Below are 20,172 nucleotides of genomic sequence, written 5' to 3'. Positions count from 1 at the left end.
CGCCTGTGCTGTTTTATGGTTCGCGACTGTGATTCCCGGTCCAGGATGCACCAGTGTCCATGCCGGGAGCCCCTTATCCCCTCCCCCTTTCCCCGTTTTCTGTGCCGGTTGCGACCGTTATAATGACCCCCACTTTTTCTTATGGGGAGCCTGCCGTGTCTCATAACGACGAACTCTCGCTATTCATGAATGAAGTGGCCGACGTGCGGCCCATTCGCAGCGACAACATCCATCCCCAGGCGGCCAAATCCGCCCCGACCGAGGCGCAGCTCGCTCGCCGCCAGGCTGCCACTGCCGAACAACTCGCCCTCGACCACCTCACCATGGAAGCCATCGAGATGCTAGATCCGCACGAAATCGTCGGCTTCAAGCGTGATGGGGTGCAGGAGGGGGTCTACAAGAAGCTGCGGCTTGGCAAATACGAGCTGCAGGCCAGCCTGGACTTGCACCAGAAAACCCTCAACGAAGCGCGCCAGACGCTGGTGCAGTTCATTACGGATTGTGAGGTCCGGGATATCCGCTGCCTGCTGATCCTGCACGGTAAGGGGGAGCGCAGCACCCCGCGCGCCCTGCTGAAAAGCTATGTCAGCGCCTGGTTGCCGCAACTGCCCGCCGTCATGGCGATCCACAGCGCCGAACGTCGCCACGGCGGCAGCGGTGCCCTCTATGTGCTGCTGCGCAAAAGCGAACGCAAAAAAGCGGAAAACCGCGAACGGCACCAGAAGCGGCTCGGCTAATCCGCGTTTCGCCCCCACGCCTTTGGCCCGCCTGCATGAAGGTGGTCAACGATGCTGCGGCGGTGTTAGCATCGAACGGCCCCGAGCATGCCAGGTACGGGGCGGCATACCATCAGGGACGATAACAAGGAAAATCCCATGTCATATCAAAAGCTTGAACAACATCAGCAACAGATCCACCGCTTTAGCCACCTCGCCGCCATCTGCGGCTGGGATCAGGCGGCCATGATGCCGGAAGGGGGCAACGATGCTCGCGCTGAAGCGATGGCCGAACTCGGTCTGCTGATCCACCAGAAGCGCACCGCTCCCGAGCTGGGCGATTGGATTGCCAAGGCCGAGAGTGAGCCGCTCGATGAAGTTCAACGTGCCAACCTCGGCGAGATCAAGCGCCAGTGGCAAGATGCCAGCCTGCTGCCCGGTGAGCTGGTCGAAGCGCTGTCGCTCGCTGGCAGCAAGTGCGAGCACGCCTGGCGCAGCCAGCGCAAGAACAACGACTGGGCCGGTTTTGCCCCCAATCTCGAGGAGGTGGTGAAACTCTCCCGTGAAGTAGCGCAACTGCGGGCCGATGCGCTTGGCGTGCGCCCCTACGACGCCATGCTGGCGCTCTATGAGCCGGGCATGACCAGCGCACGGCTCGATCAGATCTTCGGCGATCTCGCCAACTGGCTGCCGGCTCTTATCCAGACCGTGAGTGAACAGCAGAAGGGCGATGCCCTGCTGCTGCCGCAAGGCCCCTTCCCCATCCCGACCCAGCAGGCACTCGGTCAGGAGGTGATGGGACTGCTCGGCTTTGATTTCGCCCACGGCCGGCTCGATGTGAGCAGTCACCCCTTCTGCGGCGGCGTGCCAACCGACGTGCGGATCACTACCCGCTATAACGAGCAGGAGTTTGTCTCCAGCCTGATGGGCATAGTGCACGAGACCGGTCACGCCCGTTATGAGCAGGGGCTGCCGCGCCATCTGCTGGGTCAGCCGGTGGCCGAGGCCCGCTCCATGGCGATCCACGAGAGTCAGAGCCTGTTTTGCGAGATGCAGCTGGGGCATCATCCGGCCTTCCTCGCGCTGCTGGCACCACGCATTCGTCACCACTTCGGCGAACAGGCGGCGTTTGCGCCGGACAATCTGGCCAAGCTCTACAGCCGGGTCGAGCCGGGCTTTATCCGGGTCGATGCGGACGAGGTGACCTATCCGGCCCACGTTATTCTGCGCTACGAGCTGGAGCGCGATCTGGTTGAAGGGAAGATCGAGGTTGCCGACATCCCCGAGCTGTGGGATGCCAAGATGCAGCAGTGGCTGGGGCTCTCCACCAAGGGCAACTACCGCAATGGCTGCATGCAGGATATTCACTGGACCGACGGCTCGTTCGGCTACTTCCCGAGCTACACCCTGGGCGCCATGTATGCCGCCCAGCTGCGCTTTGCCCTCGAGAAAGAGCTGGGCAGCATGGGTGAGGTGATCGCGGCGGGCCGCCTGCCGGAAATCTTCGGCTGGCTCGGACGCAACATCTGGTCACAAGGGAGCCTGCACAGCACCGACGAGCTGGTGCGCCGCGCCACTGGTGAAGCGCTCAACCCGCACTGGCTGCGCCAGCATCTGGAACAGCGCTACCTGAAGTAATGAGCGCAGTAAGCTAACAGCAGAACGGGGCCCTTTTTAGTTGACCACTACAGGGCCCCGTTTTTATGGCGGTTCATTTTTATGGCGGTGTATGGCACAGCACGCCGTCACGGCAATGCTGTAAAAAGAGAAGGTTCAGAGGGGGTCCGGGGAACCCAGCAACTCGCGCAGTTGCAGGATATTGCCCTCCGGGTCGAAGGCGTTGCGCACCACAAAGCCGGGCCCTGTCCACTGCTGTGGCAGCAAACCGCCGCCGAGATCCGCCGCCTTCGCTTCCGCCCAGGCGAGGCTGGATACGGTGAAGAACAGCTTGATGGCCCCCTCTTCCCGCAGTGCCGGCGGCCGCTTGATAACAACTTGCCCGGCATAAGGCTCGGGAATGGCGTGGATCAGCAGCTGGATATCGCTGTTTTCCAGCACCACCAACTGCTCATCCTGACTGCAGACCACCATCTGCAGCAAGGTACGGTAAAAGTGGGTCAGCAGGCCCGGATCCTTGGCATAGATCAGGGCACCGGCGCGAGCGGGGCCTGGCATGGAGCACTCCTCAACAGTGAACGGCTGGGTGGACAGATCTCCACCATCTCACAGTTGCGCGCCCCATTCGATCCTTTTTAGCGGCTCGCCAGCCTCACTGCACAAAGTGCCACTGCCGCAGTGCCAGTGTCGGCGGCGGCCCCTGATCTTCGCCCATATCCGCCATGCCCAGCGCCTCGTCGTAGTGCACACCGCCCGCACCGCTCTCGGTCAGGTGCTTGGCACGCACCGCCCCGTACAGACCGCCACTTCCGCTGATCTTCATCTCGGTCAGCGGGGCGTAGAGGGCGGCATAGAGCGGGGTATTGCCCGACAGCTTGATCCCATCCTTGCCGCTATAGGCGGAATAGATGGATATAGCAGGCATACCGCCAGCGGTCAGCCCCTGCTTGGCTGCCGTGACCTCGGCTCCGGCCCCGAGATCGACCTTGCCGCTGACGATCAGGGTCAGGCTGCTCCCCTCGCTCACCGTCAACTTGTTGCTGCCAGTCATGGTGAAATCCTTGTCGATCAGCAGCACCACATCCCCCTTGATGGTGAGACTGGCATCGGCCCCCATATTGAGGCTGTCGAGCTTGTAAACGGTCTGCTCCTTGCCAAACAGCTCCCCCTTGCCGGGAAGCGGCAGCCCGGGCTTATGCTGGTTGCTGCTGGTGACCGAGCCGGTGGAGGGATCCGTGGTCAGCACCATCTGCTGGGTGGCCCCGAGCGTCAGGGGCCCATTGATGGGCAATGTTGCAGGGGGAAACGATTTGGGCAACGCGGCCACATTGAGCGGGTCACACACCTGCCCGGCTACCGGTGGCAGCTTGGGGTGAGTGCGGTATTGGGGATCCAGATACTTCTGATGCTTGGCATCAAGGAATGCCCCCTTCCCACCATAGTTCAACTTGTCGCCAGCAATGCTTGTGCCATGACCCATAGAGACATCACCATTGATCGCAACAGCTCCGACAATATGCCCCCCTTGCAAGGCAAAATTTCCACTCCCGTTCACGCTGCCCTCAACCCTGACGACCCCATCAGAGGGAGAAATGGTGATATCGCCGCCAGCAAGTACATTACCCGCAACAGGTGAAGAGCCGTTCAAGGTCACCGAGCCGGTCGCCCGCACATCACCCCAGATGGGGGAGTGCCCGGCGAGCACTACATTGGCCTTGTCGCTGACGGTCGCCACCTTGGCGTTTTGCCCCTGATTAAGAGTCCCGAAAACAGACTCCTTGTACGCCCCCTTGCGCGAATCATAGCTGTCGATAAAACCGCTACCGGAGAGGCTCAGCCCTTCACACGCCACCACCGAATCCTGAAAGATGAGATTGCCCGGCTCGCGCTTGAGGGCAAACAGCGCATTAAGGCTGGCATTCCCCTCCAGATAGCGGCCATGGCTCTGCAACGCCAACTTGCTGCCGGCGGAGGCATCCAGCTGATCGATGCTAAAGCGGCTGCCCGCCATGGCTCCTTCCCCCTTGCCAGGCACCTTCTGCACCAGCCGCTCCCACTCTATCCGCGGTTCGGCGCCAAGTGCCTGATGCAGGGCACGATAACTCTCGTTCATCCCCTGCTCGGCACTGAGCTGCGCATTGATCTTCTTGTGAAAATTGCCGCTCAGGCGAGTCTGCAACTGGTTCTCCTGAATGCTGGTAAACACCAGCAGACTCGACAGCAGGCTCACCACCAGTACCACCAGCAGTACGGCTCCCCGCTGCCCGCTCAATCCCTTGTTCATCCCGCTCCCCCTGCTGTGGCGTTGGCACCGGATGTGGCCAACGCTTCCGCCCAGACCGCCTTGCGGCGGGCCACCTGCACCTCTACTCCCGGTGCCAGATAGCTCGGCAGCCCTTCGGGCAAGATGCGGATATTGACCAACGCACCCTGCTGGCCGAATTCAAGATCCTGAAGATGGGCCAGCAACAGGCGCGGACCATCTCCGTCATCGCAACTGAGCACCGGCGGTGTGAAGCGGTACTGCTCGGTAAAATCGGCGGTTTTCTGGTTGCCAAGGCAGGAGAGCACCTGACTGCCCCCCTCTACCTTGAAGGCCAGCGTCAGGCGATCAGGGGTGACCGCTATCAGCTGATCCGCCTGCTTGATACTGTTGGTAAAGGTGAGAGTGGCAAAGCGCAGCACTTCGTTTGCCTGCTCCAGCGCCTTGCTCTGTTCGACCGTGCTCTTGATCGGGGCGTAACCGGCAAAAATCGCCAGCATCAGCATCAGACCGAGCACCATGGAGATCATCAGCTCGACGAGACTGACGCCTCGTTGCCGTGAGGGGACGCTCAGCATAAAGGCGGAAATCCTGCGTTCAGCTCCACCCGCTTGGCGCCGGAGACCCGCTCATCCTGCCACTCGATAGCGACCACAAAGTTGTCGCTATAACGGTTCGGTAGCACCAGCCGATGGCCCTCGCGCAGGGTGAAGCGGACAAGAAAATCGGCCTGGGTGAACCGCTCGGGCTTGCGCTGCACTTCACACAGCGAACTCCAGATCTGCTCCACGCTGTTGCTCGCCTCGATCGTAGCCAGCGTGCTCTGCAAGCTGTAATGCGCCTGCTGCAACGAGACCATCTGCCCCTTGGCGAGACCGAGAAACACCATCACCGCCAACACCATGGAGACCATGATCTCCACCAGATTGAAGCCCTGCTGGCGGGCAAGTGCGGCGTGTCTCATGAGCAGCTCCCTTGCAGCAGCTGGCCGCTCGGGGCCACGCAAAGGACCCGCTGCTCACCGAGGCGATTGGCCAGAATGATCTCGGCGTGGCTGCTGCTGCCGGTTGGCGCGATCTGGATGGGGTCAAACGGCTTGATCACCACTCCGCCAGCAGGTGCTGCCGCCTGACGCAGCAACTTGCTGTCAGCCATCACCTCCCAGCCACCGTTCTCGGTGCCCTGCAGTACCACCGGCAGGGTCAGCTTGACCGCTTCGCTGCGGGCAAAGCGGTAGGCTGACGCGAGTTCGGTCGCACTGCGATCGAGCCGTTCGGCCGCGAGGCGCTGACTCATGGAGGGCAACCCGACCAATAGCAAGATGGCGGCTATGCCGACCGTGATCATCAACTCAATCAGAGTAAATCCGCGCACATTCATCCTATGATCCCCAGCAGTCATGGCGATTGGCCGCGCGATAACCGGTCTGATCGAGGGTCAGAGTGCCGCACTCATCCTGTTGTCGCGTCGTTGGAATGGCTTTGAGCAGGTAGTCGCCAGCATCTTGCTGGCTGTAGCTGAACTGGTAGAAATCCGTGTTGGAAGGGGTAGCGAACGTGTCTGGGTAACGGCCCTGTTGGGTATAGATACGTTCAAGGGCGAGCGCCTGCTCCAGCAATTGTTGCTGTGCTTCGTAACGGCGTCCCTGTTGCAGATAACCCTGATACGCTGGCAACGCGATGGCCGCAAGAATGCTGACAACCGTCATGGCGATCAACAACTCGATCAGACTAAAGCCCCGGCAATGGCGCCATGCCTTACAGTCGTTCACTTATCATCCTTGGCAAGTGTTGTTGTTATTGGTCGGCCTAAGGCCGCAGATGTGATGACTTAATAATCATCAAAAATTAACTGACTCGATTGAACAACACAAAATCGCCACACTCAACGTAAAAAAGATAGTTATGTGATCTGTTATTAATTTTTAAGCAGTTTTCGCCGCCACTAATCTCGCTAAGCAAATAAAGCTAGGCCAATCGTGCCTACGACCCGTCCGTTATGCCCCCTTCTGTCGAGCCGAGACATATGAATAACAACGTGACGAAGAGTGAAACCCGGCCGTGCAATGAAAGAGTTAAAAAAACTTCGGCCAATTTTTGCTATCCCTGTCCGTTTCTGGCTAGTCACGGCCCCCGAGCCCCCTTACTCTCTTGCCATCTACTCCAGCAAAGCCGCCAACACCATGAATGCAAAGCCAAGCCCAGAGTCGTCACCGGATGAGGTGATCAACACCCTCAGCCGCGAGCAGTGTCACGCCGCACGGCTCGCTCGCGACGCTCGCTTCGATGGCCGCTTCTTTACCGGCGTGCTCTCGACCGGTATCTACTGCCGGCCTGTCTGCCCGGCACGGCCACCCCACGAGCACAATGTGCGCTACTTCCAAAGCGCCGCGGCCGCCGAGCAGTATGGGCTGCGACCCTGCCTGCGCTGCCGCCCTGAGCTGGCCCCCGCCACCCGTGGCGATCTGCCGGTTGAACTGACACGTCTGCTGGCGCGCATCGATCGCGGCGAGCTGGCTGATGGCACGCTCGCTGAACTCGCCGCTGAGGCTGGGATCAGCGAACGCACGCTGCGCCGCCAGTTCGAGCAGCACCTCGGCGCCTCGCCAAAACAGGTGGAGCAAACACGCCGCCTGCTGCTCGCGAAACGGCTGCTGACTGAAACCGGGCTGCCCATTACCGACATCGCGTTTGCCGCCGGATTTGCCAGCATCCGCCGCTTCAATGACGCCTGGCTCAACGCATACGGACTGGCCCCACGCACCCTGCGCCAGCAGGAGCAGCACGCTGACGCGCCAGAACACATAAGTGCGGAGCCGCGCGGCGCCCCCCTGACCCTGCAACTGCCCTATCGCCCCCCGTATGACGTAGCGGCCATGCTGGCGTTCTACCGGATGCGGGCAATCCCGGGGCTGGAGCGGGTAGATGGCGAGGTGTATGAGCGGCGCTACCGGGTCGGCGATCGGGTCGCGCTGGTGCGCATCGCGCAGGGCAAGGGGCATAGCCTGCAGCTTACCGTCCATGATCTGCCGCTCGCGGCGCTGCCCGATCTGCTCTATCGAGTGCGCCGGATGTGGGATCTCGATGCCGATATGCAGCGGATCGGTGATCTGCTCGGTCAGGATCCGCTGCTCGCCCGCTTGCAAGCGCGCTGGCCCGGCGTACGGCTGCCTGGTGGTTGGGATGAGTACGAAGTAATGCTGCGCGCCATCGTCGGCCAACAGGTCTCGGTCAAGGGGGCCATCACCATACTCGGGCGGCTGGTAGCCCGTACCGAGGCGCAATTCGGGGTGGCGCAACTACCGACCCCCGCCAAGTTGTGCGAACTCGATCTCGACGGCATCGGCATGCCCGGCAGCCGCATTCGTACCCTGCGTGGCGTGGCGCAGGTGCTGGCCAGCGGCGAGCTGACCCTCACGACAGCCAGTGATGAGCAGTTGCTGGCACTACCGGGCATAGGCCCCTGGACGGTCTCTTACTGGCGGCTGCGCTGCGGGATAGATACCGATGCCTTCCCCGCTTCCGATCTGGTGCTGCAAAAGGCACTCGGAGGCGGCACCAAGCTGCCGGTGAAGGAGGTGTTGACGCAAAGCGCAGCATGGCAGCCATGGCGCAGCTATGCGGCCAGCTGGCTGTGGCACGCCATGAGCGAAGCGCCCGATTTGCTGCTCCGTGCCACTGGCAACGAACAACAGCCAGATACCCAACAACAGGAGATAACACCATGATCCGCTACGATATCCTGCCAACCCGCTGCGGCGAGCTGCTGGTTGCCCTCAATGAATCTGGTCTGGTACACGTAGACTTTGTGGCGGGCCTGCGAGCACTGCCCGATATGAGTGGCTGGCAGCAAGATCACGAGACTCTGGCCCCCTTCCTCGCCGAGTTTGACGCCTATTTTGCCGGTCGCTTGCAGCGCTTCTCCCTGCCCCTTGCCGCCCGTGGCACCGCCTTTCAGCAGGCGGTGTGGCAAGCGCTGTGCGACATCCCCTACGGCGAGACCCGCAGCTACAGCGATATTGCTCGCACCATCGGTAAACCCGATGCGGTGCGGGCAGTAGGCACAGCAAACGGCCGCAATCCGCTCTCGATCATCGTTCCCTGCCATCGGGTGATCGGCCAAAACGGCAGCCTGACCGGCTATGCGGGAGGATTGGAGATTAAAAAAGCGCTGCTGGCGCTGGAGAGGGGCAATTAAAGGAGTCTGAGGAGAGCGCCTGCGATAAAAAATTGCCCCTTCCCTGATGGAGAAAGGGGCTGTTTGATCAGCGTTTCAGGCTGCCCATCACATGCATTTCGCAGCGGTTACAGTCAAAACGCAGGCGGAAGGTGTCTTTACCCATCTTGAGTTCCAGCGGCTCGGCCTTGAGACCGGGCACCTCGTTCGGGCAGAGGTTCTGGCTATAACGGATGCAATGCTTGGTGATCATCAGCACCACTTCCCGCTCCTCCTTGTTCGCCTCATAAGCGGGCGCGATGCGCTCCACCCCGTGCTCGCGGAAGAACTGTTCGGCCGCGCTATTCAGCACGTTGCCAAGGTAGGAGAGACGGTGCTGGGGATAGTGGATATCCCGCAGCGCGATACGTCGCTCGGGGCGCTGGTAGCTCGCCACCCGCGCCGCCTCCAGCGCGGCGATGCCCTCCCGGCGCAAACCGTTGAGCTGTGATGCGGCGATAAATAGCGGGTGAGTAAATGCCAACTCAATCTTGCGCGCCACAAACAGGGTATTGCCGAGTTTGCCGAGCTGGTCACGCGCCTGTTGCAGCGCCCGCTCCGGGTTGTCGGCAGGCTGTTTGTCACAAGGCAGGGTCACTGCGGCACTGATGCCCTGCTCGTCGGTGAGCGTGAGGCTCACGCCCTCATCGCACTCTGCCAGCACCATATCGACCCGGATGCGGCGATCCGCGCTCGCCTTCTCGAGCATCTTGCTGAACGCCTGATCGTGGTTGCGGTAGATTTCTGTCCCCACCTTTAGCCCCGGCATGCGTTCTGACAGGAGTAACTGCTTACCTTCGACCTTGTTGAGGCGCATCCCCACCAGCTCGTTATTCGGCTTGAAGAAGCCCAGACCGTCGCCGTTGTTGAGGGTGACCTGTTTGCCGTCGATCTCGATGCCGTCACGGGTCACCTTGGTAACACGCCCCAGCGGCTCGCCAACATACTTCGGGCTTTTGGTGGAGTCGATCCCCTGCTGGCGGCCATGGAGGAAGTAATCGGTGCTGCCGCGGTTGAAGCTCTTTTTGGGGTCAGGCGTGAAGCCGTAGCTGCAACGACCCGCAGAGGCAGCCACCAGATCGCTGCGGCTATCCAGAATGGCGTCCAGCTTCTGGCGATACCAGGCGGTGACGTTTTTGACGTAGTCGAGCCCCTTGAGACGCCCTTCAATTTTGAAGGAGCGGATCCCCGCCTCGATCAACGCCTCTAGGTTGTCGGTCTGATCCATATCCTTGAGTGACAGCAGGTGGCTGTCGGCCACCAGCACTTCACCGTCCGGCTTTTGCAGTGAGCAGGGCAGGCGACAAAGCTGGGCACACTCGCCACGGTTGGCGCTGCGGCCGGTACGGGCATGGCTGATATTGCACTGGCCGCTGTAGGAGACACAGAGCGCGCCGTGGATAAAGAACTCCAGCTGCACATTGGTCGCCACGCTGATCTCGCGGATCTGCGCAAGGGACAGTTCGCGCGCCAGCACCACCTGAGAGAAGCCCACATCCTGCAGAAACTTCACCTTCTCCGGCGTGCGGTTGTCGGTCTGGGTACTGGCATGGAGCGCGATGGGTGGCAGATCGAGCGCCAGCAGCCCCATATCCTGGACGATGAGCGCATCGGCACCGGCTTCGTAAATTTGGTGGGTCAGGCGCCGGGCCTGCTCCAGCTCATGATCGTGCAGCAGGGTGTTGAAGGCGACAAAGACCTGGGCGCCGAAACGGTGGGCGTGACGTGCCAGCGCTTCGATATCCTCGATGGAGTTGCCCGCCGCACTGCGGGCGCCAAAGGCAGGACCGCCCATGTAAACGGCATCGGCACCATGGTTGATGGCTTCGATGCCGTAGGCGAGGTTCTTGGCCGGAGCCAGCAGCTCCAACCGGTTGTTGTGGCTTAACGGGGGCTTGTTCTGGTGCATGGTCTCGGGATCAGGGCGGACAGCAAATGGGCGCTACTCTAGCCCATTCACCACCCGCATGCCTTGATCCTGCTTAAGGTATCCGCAAAATGCAGGATTAGATAACCACCTTGAGTGCCAGTCCCAGCAGCACCAAGCCGCTCACCTTATCGATCACAAAGGATTTGGCTTTAAGCCACGCCAGTACAGGCCCACGAGAGAGCACCAGCGCCACCAGCACGTACCAGGCGGCATCGATCCCGCCCGCGGTGAGCATCATGATGCCCCCTTCGCTCCAGCCGGTATCGGCCCGCACAAACTGGCTGAACAGGGCGATGAAGAAGACCGCCAGCTGGGGATTGAGGAAGGCCACCATAAAACCTTCAAAGGCACCTTGCCGACCGCGCAACTGATGCACCTCTTCACTCGCTTCACCACTGGCTGGTTTTGCCAGCAGAGCTTTCATCCCAAGCCAGGCAAGAAACGCGGCACCGCCGTAGCGGATCAGATCAAACAGGATCGGGGTCTGGGTGATCAGAATGGAGAGGCCGAGCGCCGTGACCAGCGCATAGATACCAACCCCGAGGCCGTGTCCGAGCGCGGTGGTGACGCCGTGCCCCTGTCCTCCCTGCACCGTGTTGCGGATGATCAGCGCCAGACTCGGCCCCGGGCTAATGGCGCCCATCACGCAGATTGCGGCCAGTGCCAGCCAACTCGTCAGTTCCATGCTTTTCCTCTTTTGTGCTCGATATGATGCCTGCATTCAGGGTACGAGCTGAGCCATTATGCCAGTAGTGAAAGTTATGAATAGATTCCATAACCAATGGCTATGGCACCACACAACTGACTGCGGCTAACCGCCGAGATCGAGCAGCTTGCGACTCTCGCCAACGGTGCGTTGCAGGTGATCCCGCAGGAATGGGTAGGCCAGCTCGCGAAACCAGCGGTGAGCTGGATCCTGATGGTGACGCTGGTGCCACAGCAGATGATACTGCTGGTCGCGGGTAGCAAACGGCAGATCGACAAAGGTGAGCCCATGGCCGCAGGAGAGCTGCCAGGCAATATGAGCCGGGGTGGTCATCAGACAATCGGTGCGCAGCAACACCTCCACCGCCGCCTGAAAGAAGGGAACTCTGGCAAACCAGCGCCGACTCAGTCCCTGCGGCGCCAGCACCTGTTCAACCGGGCTGTCCTTGTCACCACCGCCACTCACCTGCAGGTGAGGCCAGGCGAGATAGTCATCGAGACTCAGCGCCTTGCCTGCCAGCGGGTGGTGACGTCCCATCAGCACCGCCAGTCGATCTTCCCCCTGATGCAGACCACGGATCTGATCCGGTACCTGCTCGGTGATGGTGGAGACCAGATCCAGCTCGGACTGCCACAGTTGCGGCAGCTGACGCTTGTCCCACAGGCTGTACTCCAGCGCCGCCAACGGCGCCTCTTTGGCGAGCGCGGCACAGATATCGGGCAGGATATGCTGGGCCACATAATCGGAGGAGGCGAGCCGAAATACCCGCTCGCAGCGGCTCGGGTCAAATCCGGGGGCCTCGTAGAGCCGCTCCAGCGCACCGAGAGAATCCGCCAGCTGGGCGGCCAGCGCTTCGGCCCTTGGCGTCAGCAGCCAGCGTTGCCCCTCCCGCACCAGCAACTCGTCGTCAAACTCGCTGCGCAACTGGGCAAGCTGCTTGCTGATGGAGGGCTGACTCAGGTGCAACAGCTCGGCGGCGCGGCTGATATTGCGGGTTTCCAGCAGTACCTTGAGGGTCGGCAACAAGTTGAGATTGGCTCTGAGCAAGGAGATACCCTCATCGGTGGTGAAATGCCTATCTTAGGGCAGAGGAGTCCCGCGTTTTAAGCAAAATTTCCAGCCACGCTCAGCACGTTGCGACCCTTTGCGGCCAGATGGCGCAGCCACTTGCCCGGCACATAACCATGACCACAAGATGACAGTGGTTGTCTCGTACGGCATAATTGCACGATTTTCCGCCCGCGGGCGATCCACTTTGAGAAGCGGTAACAAGATGAAATACGCCAATATCACCGGCTGGGGCAAATGCCTGCCTCCCTCCGTGCTGACCAACGATGACCTCAGCACCATCATGGATACGTCAGACGAGTGGATCTATCCGCGCACCGGCATCAAGGCCCGCCGGATCTCCCATGTCAGTACCTCGGATCTCGCCACCTTAGCCGGTCGCCGCGCACTGGCCTGCGCCGGTCTGGAAGCCAGCGATCTCGATGGCATCATCCTGGCGACCGCCACCCCGGACAACCTGCTGCCAAGCGCCGCCTCTGCGGTGCAGAAGAAGCTCGGGGCCGTCAACGCCGCCGTGTTTGACCTCAATGCTGCCTGCACCGGTTTCGTCTACTCCCTCTCCGTCGCCACCTCGCTGGTGCAGACCGGCATGATGAAGAAGGTGCTGGTGATTGGCGCCGAGCGCCTCACCTACCTGCTGGACTGGGCGCGCCGCGATACCGCCGTGCTATTTGGCGATGGTGCCGGGGCCGTAGTGATCGAGGCAAGCGAGCAGGAGTGTGGCCTGATCGCCAACAAGCTGGGCTGCGACAGCGAAGCGCGGGAGATCCTGCACGTACCGAACTTCGGTACCGATCGGGTGCGTTTTGCCGATATCGATGGACTGTTCACCTTCAACTTCGAAGGGCCGGAGATCTTCAAACGCGCCGTGCGCGGCATGGGTGAAGCCACCAGCACTGTGCTGGCACAGGCCGGTATTGCGCCGGAGCAGGTCGACCTGATCGTGCCGCACCAGGCCAATATCCGCATCATCGAGACCCTCGCCAAGCGGATGAATGCGCCGATGGAGAAGGTGATGGTCAACATCGAAAACTACGGCAACACCTCCGCAGCTACAGTGCCCATCGCCCTTTGCGAAGCGCTGGAGCAGGGCCGCGTCAAGCCGAACTCCTATCTGCTGACCGCCGCTTTCGGTGCCGGCCTGACCTGGGGGGCCGCCATCATCAAGTGGGGTGATCGCGTCACCCCCATCAAGGTGTGCGATGCCGAGCTGCCCCCCTGCGACCAGAGCGCGCTGGAGCTCATCGCCCATGCCGTGGAAGGTTGCCAGAAGGCTCACGCCAACGAGGTTTGATCCTCATAAGGAGCCTGAATCCTCAGGCTCCTTCTCTCCTTTTCATCCCCACCTGGCTCTTCCCCCCACTTCGCAAGCCACTTGATACGGCAATCGCTGATACAAACAACTCCGATTTGCAGCCAATTAATTTTTTTCCGCTAACCTTATTGTGCCAACTATAAATAAAGAAAAGAGCGTCAAGGGGCACCATGACTGTTTCGGTCCTACGCCTTTACCTCTTACCAAATAATTGCACAGGGATAAGCTACGTATGGCACAACACAAAAGTGGCGTGAACACACCGCTTTGGGAACCGGTTTGCTGGATTTGCTGCATCGGTCTTGCTCTGCTGAGCTGCCTGTTGCTGCAGCTTGCCGATGCGCTGTCACCTCTCTATCTGCTGCTCAATGTGCTGGTTGCCATTGCAGCCGCCCTCTGGACATCCAGTCACTTCCACCAGCACACACACCGACATCGTGCCGGAGAGGAACAAACCGTCGCAACCGATCCTCTCGCCCACTCCATCATCGGGCTCGAACAGGTGTGCGAGAAGGCTCTACCTATCTGGTCCCAGCAAATTGAAAGCTCTCGTCAACAAACCGAAGCCGCGATGATTGACCTGACCCAACGCTTCAGCGGCTTGGCCAACAAGCTGGAGGAAGCAGTCAATGCTTCTCATCTGGCAGCGGGAGAACTTGGTGATGCCAATTCCCGTGGCATGGCTGGAGTCTTGAGCGAGAGCCAGCAGCAGCTCAATGAAGTGGTTGCCATCCTGCACTCCGCCCAGGCCAATCGGGACGCCATGCTGGGTGAGATAAAAAGCCTGACCACCTACACCATAGAGCTCAACACCATGGCCATGGATGTGGCCAAAATCGCCTCCCAGACCAACCTGCTGGCCCTCAACGCCGCCATTGAAGCGGCTCGTGCAGGGGAAGCAGGCCGTGGCTTTGCTGTGGTCGCTGATGAAGTGCGCAACCTCTCCCGCCTCTCCAGCGAAACCGCCCAGAAGATGACCGACAAGGTAGACACCATCAATACTGCTATCGGCCGCGCCTTCCAGATTGCCGAAAATGCTGCCGCACGGGATCACGCCTCGGCGCTCAACTCGGAGCAGACTATCGAACAGGTGCTGGCCCGTTTTCGCCATGCCACCGATAGCCTGGCGGAATCCGCCTCCCTGCTGCAAAACGAGAGCACCGATATCCATCGAGAAATCTCCAGCGTCATTGTCTCGCTGCAATTTCAAGACAGGGTCAGCCAGATCCTCAGCCACGTCAGACAAAACATGGAGAGCCTCTCCAGCCATCTGGTTGCTTCGGAGCAGAGCAGCAATGCGACAGGGCCAATCCAGATCGATGCCAATCGCTGGCTGGCAGAGATGGAGCTCTCATACGCCACCGACGAACAGCGCAATATTCACCATGGTCGCACCACCCGTTCTGTCAACGCGCAACCAAGCAGCGCCGACATCACATTTTTCTAGGAGAGAGATATGGGCAAAACGATCCTGATCGTGGATGACTCGGCAACTATTCGCCAAGTCGTGGGCATGACCCTCAAGGGCGCCGGTTATGAGGTCATGGAAGCCTCTGACGGCAAAGATGCGCTCAACAAACTAGATGGCAAGAAGATCAACCTGATCATCAGTGACGTCAATATGCCGAACATGGATGGCATCACCTTCGTCAAAGAGGCCAAAAAGCTGGCCAACTACAAATTTACCCCTGTCATCATGCTGACCACCGAGTCTCAGGACAGCAAGAAGCAGGAGGGGCAAGCCGCGGGAGCCAAAGCCTGGGTGGTCAAACCCTTCCAGCCCGAACAGATGCTGGCCGCAGTCGCCAAGCTCATCATGCCGTGATCCGGAGCGCATCATGCAACTACAGAGTGAGCTACTCGACAACAAGATAGTGGTGACCATGCCGGACGAGATCACCATTTATACAGTCAGCGAGCTGAAAGATGCTCTCTCGCCCTTATTGCATCAGGGGAACGAACTGGAGCTGAATCTGGCGGCGGTATCCGAGATAGACAGCGCCGGGCTGCAACTACTGCTGGCAGCGAAGAAGACCGCTCTGCAGCAGGGCACCTCCCTGGCGCTGGTCTGGCACAGCCATGTTGTGCTTGAACTGCTGGAGCTCTGCCAACTCTCGGCCTTTTTTGGCGACCCCACCCTCATCACCCATGGCGAACGGCCCTGAGCCACCATGACAAGGAGTCACCGTGAGCATCGATCTTGATCAGGCTTTACAAACCTATATCGCCGAGGCACGCGAGTTGCTTGAAGAGATGGAGTCAGCCCTTCTATCACTGGAATCTGACCCTGACAATAGCGAGCTGATTGGAGCCATCTTCCGTGCTGCTCATACCATCAAGGGGTCGGCTGGCCTGTTTGGTCTGCAACCAATCGTCGGGTTTACCCATATCGTCGAGGATCTATTAGACCAGATCCGCAATCAGCAGCTCACCGTCACCTCTCTTCTGATCAAGGATCTGCTGGAGAGCTGTGACCACATCCAGACGCTCATCAGTGTCGTTGCAGAACAGGGCAGCACCTTAAGCGATGGCGATGCCAACCAGGATGAACGGCTGAGGCTCACCCTCACCCGTCATCAGTGCGTCCCCCATGCCACGCTGCCAGATACTGTACATACGCCGGAACCCAAGATCGAAAAAGAGGGAGGGATTACCAGCTCCGCCTCCCTGTGGCATATATCCCTGCGTTTTGGTCCCGATGTGCTGCGCAATGGCATGGATCCGGCCGCATTTCTGCGCTATCTAGGCACACTAGGAACCATATGCTCGGTGGAGACCATCCATCAGGCGCTACCGGATTGGGAACAGTTCGATCCGGAGAATTGCTACCTCGGCTACGAGATAGACTTCGACTCGCAGGCAGACAAGGCGGCCATCAGCGATGTCTTTGAATTTGTCAGAGATGACTGCCAGATCACCATCTTGACACCCCACAGCAAGATCGCCGAGTTCATCAACCTGATCGAGTCGCTGCCGGAAGATAGCGCCATGCTGGGGCAGTTGTTGGTCAACACCGGCGCCCTAACCGCAGAGGAGTTAGCCAGCGGTCTACAGACACAACAAGCGACCTCGGCAGAACAAGCGCCCAAACTCGGAGAAATCCTGATTGCGCAGGGTGCCGTCAACGAAGCCGTCGTCGATGCAGCCCTGAAAAAACAGAATCAGACCAAAGAGAGCAAGAGCAAAGAGGGCCGTTACGTCAGGGTGCATGCCGACAAGCTGGACGATCTGATCAATCTGGTCGGGGAGCTGGTAGTCGCCAGTTCAGGAGCCAATCTGCTGGCCCAACGCACCCGCGAAAGCCAGCTGCAGGAAGCCACCTCGGTCATTGCCATGCTGGTGGAAGAGATCCGCGACAGTGCACTGCGCCTGCGAATGGTGCCTATCGGCGATACCTTCAACCGCTTCCAGCGGGTGGTGCGCGATGTCAGTCAGGAACTGAACAAGGATATCACTCTGGTAATCTCCGGAGCCGAGACTGAACTGGACAAGTCGGTGGTAGAGAAGATCGGCGACCCGCTGATGCATCTGGTCAGAAACTCGATGGATCATGGCATCGAATCGGCAGAGCAACGGCTGCTGGCAGGCAAACCCCCCCGTGGCACCCTGAATCTCAATGCCTATCACGACTCCAACAGTATCGTCATCGAAATTAGGGATGACGGTGCAGGTCTCAACAAAGCCAGGATCCAGCAAAAAGCCATCGAGCGCGGTCTGATCAGCTCAACCACCACGCTGACGGATCAGGAGATATACAACCTGATCTTCGAGCCGGGGTTCTCTACCGCCGAGGCGATAACCAACCTCTCCGGTCGCGGGGTGGGTATGGATGTCGTCAAACGCAACATCACTGCCCTGCGCGGCACGGTCGATCTGGACAGCATCCCCGGAAAAGGAACCCGTGTGCAGATCCGCCTGCCGCTTACCCTTGCCATCATCGACGGCTTCCTGGTGCGAGTCTGCGACACCCACTACGTCATTCCCCTCGATATGGTGATCGAGTGCGTTGAATTGACCCAGAGTGCACTGGCCGATACCCAGGGTCGCAATTACATCAATTTGCGTGGCGAGGTGCTGCCCTTTATCCGTCTGCAACACTACTTCGATACCAATGGCAGCAAGGGGCGGCGCGAGAACATTGTCGTGGTCAGCCATGCAGGCAAAAAATCCGGACTGGTAGTGGATGAACTGCTGGGAGAATTCCAGACCGTCATCAAACCGTTGGGGAAATTGTTCCAGCGCCTGCAGGGCATTAGTGGTTCAACCATTCTGGGGGGGGGAGAGGTCGCCCTGATCCTCGACATTCCTTCGCTGATCCAGCACGCAATCACTCAGGAATCCTGTCAGCTCAACAGATTGACAGTGTCGCGCAACCTGCCTCAATCCAGCATCAACTGAGGGGACCATCATGTTAAAAAATTCCACCATCAAATTGCGTCTTATTGTACTGCTCTGCATGCTCTGCCTGCTGCTGCTGGCCGTTGGCAGCCTCGGGTTATACAACATGCAGAGCAGCAATACCGGGTTGCAGCGCGTTTACAACGACAGGGTGGTTCCCCTCAAGCAGCTGAAGACTATCTCCGATAGCTATGCCGTCTCGATCATCGACAACCTAAACAAGGCCAATGCGGGGCTGATCCCGGCAGAAGAGGCTTTGAAGCAGATACAACAGGCCCAGCAGACAATCAAAAACGAGTGGCATCACTACCAGTCCACCACTCTCACACCAGATGAACAGCGTTTGTCAGCCGAGGCGACAACCCTGTTCAACGCGGCCGATACTGATATTGGCAAGCTGGAGAAATACCTCGCCACCCAGCACGGCATGATTACTGGCATGCTGAACACTTTTGACGGTGCCCTCTATGGCTCCATCGACCCGATAGGCAACAAAATCACCGAGCTGGTCAACCTGCAGCTCAATGTGGCCAAGTCGGAATATACCGCAGCGCAATCCTGGTATGACGTGATGCTGATAACCATGGCGGTGGTTATCGCGGTCGGCATTGCACTCGCAGCCTGGTTTGGCACCCTGCTGATCAAAAGCATCATCACCCCCATCGAACAGGCTCTGCGCGTGGCCAATAGTCTGGCCGATGGCAATCTGGATGTATCGATCCAGATAGACTCCAACGATGAAGCGGGTCAGCTCTTGATGGCGATGGATAACATGGTCAAGAAACTGGGGGCCTTGATCACGGATATCGAGACCTTGGTCACCGCCGCTGTCGAACAGGGCGACTTCAGCCACAAGATTGCGCTGGATGATCGTCAAGGATATATCAAGCGGGTATCCGAGCTGCTGAATCGCCTCTCCCATGTGACAGATACCAGCCTGGAAGATGTGATGCGCATTGCCACCGCGCTCTCCAAGGGTGACCTGACCCAACGGATCGATGAGCCCTATCCAGGAATTTTTGGCCAGACCAAAGACGGCCTAAACCGGACCATCACTGCTCTGACCAATATCATCGAAGAGGTACGCAACGCCGCCGACAACCTGACCAATGCCTCCAATCAGGTGAGCAATACGGCGCAGGCATTGAGCCAGGCCACCAGCGAGCAAGCAGCCAGCGTTGAAGAGACCAGCGCCTCTATCGAGCAGATGAGCGCCAGCATCAATCAGAACACCGAGAACGCCAAGATCACCGACAGCATGGCCAGCAACTCGGTGCTGGAGGCCACAGAAGGGGGCCAATCCGTTCAACAAACGGTGACCGCCATGCAGCAAATCGCCAAGAAAGTCAGCATCATCGACGACATTGCCTACCAGACCAACCTGCTTGCCCTCAACGCCGCCATTGAGGCGGCTCGCGCCGGAGAGCATGGCAAAGGCTTCGCGGTGGTTGCTGCCGAGGTGAGAAAACTGGCAGAACGCAGCCAGATCGCTGCGCAGGAGATTGGTGAGCTCTCCTCCGACAGCGTCAGCAAGGCAGAGCGGGCTGGCAACCTGCTGGAGAGGATCGTCCCCTCCATTCGCAAGACCTCTGACCTGGTACAAGAGATCAATGCCGCCTCAGGTGAACAGGCCAGCGCAGCCAACCAGATCAGTCTGGCCATGAACCAGCTTAATCAGGTGACACAGCAGAATGCGGCCAGCAGCGAGGAGCTGGCGGCCACGGCCGAAGAGATGAGTTCACAAGCCAGCGAACTGCAGCAAACCATGGCCTTTTTTGCTCTGGAACAAAGTGCACAGCTCAACACCAGGCCCCATGAAACCGGCCACAAGGGCATGCCTCCCAGAGGCAGTTTCATCGCCCCCCCACAACGGGCCAGCCAGCCCAATCAACCATCATCCCATTCCATTGATGACGCGGATTTTGTCCGCTTTTAACCGGAGGC

The 20,172-nt window shown here is 59.6% G+C and carries 19 protein-coding genes; 10 read left to right on the top strand and 9 right to left on the bottom strand.

Translation table 11 applies throughout. From position 1 onward, the window contains the following. Positions 1 to 155: 155 nt before the first annotated feature. Together smrA and AB5Z09_RS01305 are read left to right on the top strand one after the other, a co-directional pair. Positions 156 to 737: a DNA endonuclease SmrA gene (smrA, locus tag AB5Z09_RS01310; protein WP_368194465.1), complete on the top strand. Its 582-nt coding sequence runs from the start codon at positions 156 to 158 to the stop codon at positions 735 to 737. Between the two features lie 138 nt (positions 738 to 875). Continuing rightward, on the top strand, positions 876 to 2,354 hold the full coding sequence (locus AB5Z09_RS01305; RefSeq protein WP_368194464.1) for a carboxypeptidase M32: 1,479 nt from the start codon (positions 876 to 878) through the stop codon (positions 2,352 to 2,354). A gap of 135 nt (positions 2,355 to 2,489) precedes the next feature. On the opposite strand, the gene AB5Z09_RS01300 is transcribed toward AB5Z09_RS01305, so the two are convergent. The 6 genes from AB5Z09_RS01300 to AB5Z09_RS01275 all read right to left on the bottom strand — a co-directional run bounded on the left by AB5Z09_RS01300 (position 2,490) and on the right by AB5Z09_RS01275 (position 6,367). Further along, positions 2,490 to 2,891 (bottom strand): VOC family protein, encoded by a 402-nt coding sequence (locus AB5Z09_RS01300; RefSeq protein ID WP_005338740.1) that lies wholly within the window; start codon positions 2,889 to 2,891, stop codon positions 2,490 to 2,492. Between the two features lie 94 nt (positions 2,892 to 2,985). Then, on the bottom strand, positions 2,986 to 4,617 hold the full coding sequence (locus tag AB5Z09_RS01295; protein WP_368194463.1) for a hypothetical protein: 1,632 nt from the start codon (positions 4,615 to 4,617) through the stop codon (positions 2,986 to 2,988). Beyond that, complete coding sequence (locus AB5Z09_RS01290; RefSeq protein WP_069554350.1) at positions 4,614 to 5,174, bottom strand: PilW family protein; 561 nt, start codon at positions 5,172 to 5,174, stop codon at positions 4,614 to 4,616. The genes AB5Z09_RS01295 and AB5Z09_RS01290 overlap by 4 nt, the downstream gene beginning before the upstream one ends. Next, positions 5,168 to 5,560 carry a prepilin-type N-terminal cleavage/methylation domain-containing protein gene (locus AB5Z09_RS01285; RefSeq protein WP_368194462.1) on the bottom strand — a complete coding sequence of 131 codons (393 nt, stop codon included), beginning with the start codon at positions 5,558 to 5,560 and terminating at the stop codon, positions 5,168 to 5,170. The genes AB5Z09_RS01290 and AB5Z09_RS01285 overlap by 7 nt, the downstream gene beginning before the upstream one ends. After that, complete coding sequence (locus AB5Z09_RS01280) at positions 5,557 to 5,976, bottom strand: GspH/FimT family pseudopilin (RefSeq protein ID WP_005338751.1); 420 nt, start codon at positions 5,974 to 5,976, stop codon at positions 5,557 to 5,559. Before AB5Z09_RS01280 ends, AB5Z09_RS01285 begins: the two co-directional genes overlap by 4 nt. Position 5,977: 1 nt before the next feature. Further along, positions 5,978 to 6,367 (bottom strand): type IV pilin protein, encoded by a 390-nt coding sequence (locus AB5Z09_RS01275; protein WP_042054203.1) that lies wholly within the window; start codon positions 6,365 to 6,367, stop codon positions 5,978 to 5,980. A 411-nt stretch (positions 6,368 to 6,778) separates the two neighbouring features. On the opposite strand from AB5Z09_RS01275, the gene AB5Z09_RS01270 reads away from it, so the two are divergent. Further along, on the top strand, positions 6,779 to 8,323 hold the full coding sequence (locus AB5Z09_RS01270) for an AlkA N-terminal domain-containing protein (RefSeq protein ID WP_368194461.1): 1,545 nt from the start codon (positions 6,779 to 6,781) through the stop codon (positions 8,321 to 8,323). Continuing rightward, positions 8,320 to 8,793 (top strand): methylated-DNA--[protein]-cysteine S-methyltransferase, encoded by a 474-nt coding sequence (locus tag AB5Z09_RS01265; RefSeq protein ID WP_064337181.1) that lies wholly within the window; start codon positions 8,320 to 8,322, stop codon positions 8,791 to 8,793. Before AB5Z09_RS01270 ends, AB5Z09_RS01265 begins: the two co-directional genes overlap by 4 nt. Before the next feature lie 67 nt (positions 8,794 to 8,860). On the opposite strand, the gene AB5Z09_RS01260 is transcribed toward AB5Z09_RS01265, so the two are convergent. From AB5Z09_RS01260 to AB5Z09_RS01250, 3 genes are all read right to left on the bottom strand, one after another. Continuing rightward, positions 8,861 to 10,720 carry a U32 family peptidase gene (locus AB5Z09_RS01260; protein WP_368194460.1) on the bottom strand — a complete coding sequence of 620 codons (1,860 nt, stop codon included), beginning with the start codon at positions 10,718 to 10,720 and terminating at the stop codon, positions 8,861 to 8,863. A 97-nt stretch (positions 10,721 to 10,817) separates the two neighbouring features. Beyond that, the gene (locus AB5Z09_RS01255; RefSeq protein ID WP_150995882.1) at positions 10,818 to 11,426 is read right to left on the bottom strand and encodes a LysE family translocator; all 609 of its coding nucleotides are present in this window, start codon (positions 11,424 to 11,426) and stop codon (positions 10,818 to 10,820) included. Positions 11,427 to 11,552: 126 nt separating this feature from the next. Further along, positions 11,553 to 12,494 carry a LysR family transcriptional regulator gene (locus AB5Z09_RS01250; RefSeq protein ID WP_368194459.1) on the bottom strand — a complete coding sequence of 314 codons (942 nt, stop codon included), beginning with the start codon at positions 12,492 to 12,494 and terminating at the stop codon, positions 11,553 to 11,555. 226 nt (positions 12,495 to 12,720) lie between these two features. Here AB5Z09_RS01250 and AB5Z09_RS01245 point away from each other — a divergent pair, with 226 nt between their 5' ends. The 6 genes from AB5Z09_RS01245 to AB5Z09_RS01220 all read left to right on the top strand — a co-directional run bounded on the left by AB5Z09_RS01245 (position 12,721) and on the right by AB5Z09_RS01220 (position 20,164). Next, the gene (locus tag AB5Z09_RS01245) at positions 12,721 to 13,809 is read left to right on the top strand and encodes a ketoacyl-ACP synthase III (RefSeq protein ID WP_107682533.1); all 1,089 of its coding nucleotides are present in this window, start codon (positions 12,721 to 12,723) and stop codon (positions 13,807 to 13,809) included. 253 nt (positions 13,810 to 14,062) lie between these two features. Next, positions 14,063 to 15,277, top strand: coding sequence for a methyl-accepting chemotaxis protein (locus AB5Z09_RS01240; protein ID WP_159143105.1), 1,215 nt, complete (start codon positions 14,063 to 14,065; stop codon positions 15,275 to 15,277). A gap of 9 nt (positions 15,278 to 15,286) precedes the next feature. Then, positions 15,287 to 15,655 (top strand): response regulator, encoded by a 369-nt coding sequence (locus AB5Z09_RS01235; protein WP_005338778.1) that lies wholly within the window; start codon positions 15,287 to 15,289, stop codon positions 15,653 to 15,655. Between the two features lie 13 nt (positions 15,656 to 15,668). Then, complete coding sequence (locus AB5Z09_RS01230; protein WP_245094876.1) at positions 15,669 to 15,995, top strand: STAS domain-containing protein; 327 nt, start codon at positions 15,669 to 15,671, stop codon at positions 15,993 to 15,995. A 22-nt stretch (positions 15,996 to 16,017) separates the two neighbouring features. After that, complete coding sequence (locus AB5Z09_RS01225; protein ID WP_368194458.1) at positions 16,018 to 18,228, top strand: chemotaxis protein CheA; 2,211 nt, start codon at positions 16,018 to 16,020, stop codon at positions 18,226 to 18,228. A 10-nt stretch (positions 18,229 to 18,238) separates the two neighbouring features. After that, entirely contained in the window at positions 18,239 to 20,164 is a 1,926-nt protein-coding gene (locus AB5Z09_RS01220; RefSeq protein ID WP_058057307.1) for a methyl-accepting chemotaxis protein, read from the top strand. The last annotated feature ends 8 nt before the right edge of the window (positions 20,165 to 20,172 follow it).

The organism is Aeromonas sp. R2-2, from assembly GCF_040908355.1.
Classification (GTDB): domain Bacteria; phylum Pseudomonadota; class Gammaproteobacteria; order Enterobacterales; family Aeromonadaceae; genus Aeromonas; species Aeromonas veronii.
The sequence above is the reverse complement of the archived record's forward strand: the minus strand, read 5'-3'. Positions and strand labels throughout refer to the sequence as shown.

Bases quoted from the DNA above. Each gene is read 5' to 3' on its own strand.
- AB5Z09_RS01305 (WP_368194464.1), top strand. From the start codon at position 876: ATGTCATATCAAAAGCTTGAACAACATCAGCAACAGATCCACCGCTTT.
- AB5Z09_RS01300 (WP_005338740.1), bottom strand. From the start codon at position 2,891: ATGCCAGGCCCCGCTCGCGCCGGTGCCCTGATCTATGCCAAGGATCCG.
- AB5Z09_RS01295 (WP_368194463.1), bottom strand. From the start codon at position 4,617: ATGAACAAGGGATTGAGCGGGCAGCGGGGAGCCGTACTGCTGGTGGTA.
- AB5Z09_RS01290 (WP_069554350.1), bottom strand. From the start codon at position 5,174: ATGCTGAGCGTCCCCTCACGGCAACGAGGCGTCAGTCTCGTCGAGCTG.
- AB5Z09_RS01285 (WP_368194462.1), bottom strand. From the start codon at position 5,560: ATGAGACACGCCGCACTTGCCCGCCAGCAGGGCTTCAATCTGGTGGAG.
- AB5Z09_RS01280 (WP_005338751.1), bottom strand. From the start codon at position 5,976: ATGAATGTGCGCGGATTTACTCTGATTGAGTTGATGATCACGGTCGGC.
- AB5Z09_RS01270 (WP_368194461.1), top strand. From the start codon at position 6,779: ATGAATGCAAAGCCAAGCCCAGAGTCGTCACCGGATGAGGTGATCAAC.
- AB5Z09_RS01265 (WP_064337181.1), top strand. From the start codon at position 8,320: ATGATCCGCTACGATATCCTGCCAACCCGCTGCGGCGAGCTGCTGGTT.
- AB5Z09_RS01260 (WP_368194460.1), bottom strand. From the start codon at position 10,720: ATGCACCAGAACAAGCCCCCGTTAAGCCACAACAACCGGTTGGAGCTG.
- AB5Z09_RS01255 (WP_150995882.1), bottom strand. From the start codon at position 11,426: ATGGAACTGACGAGTTGGCTGGCACTGGCCGCAATCTGCGTGATGGGC.
- AB5Z09_RS01245 (WP_107682533.1), top strand. From the start codon at position 12,721: ATGAAATACGCCAATATCACCGGCTGGGGCAAATGCCTGCCTCCCTCC.
- AB5Z09_RS01240 (WP_159143105.1), top strand. From the start codon at position 14,063: ATGGCACAACACAAAAGTGGCGTGAACACACCGCTTTGGGAACCGGTT.
- AB5Z09_RS01235 (WP_005338778.1), top strand. From the start codon at position 15,287: ATGGGCAAAACGATCCTGATCGTGGATGACTCGGCAACTATTCGCCAA.
- AB5Z09_RS01230 (WP_245094876.1), top strand. From the start codon at position 15,669: ATGCAACTACAGAGTGAGCTACTCGACAACAAGATAGTGGTGACCATG.
- AB5Z09_RS01220 (WP_058057307.1), top strand. From the start codon at position 18,239: ATGTTAAAAAATTCCACCATCAAATTGCGTCTTATTGTACTGCTCTGC.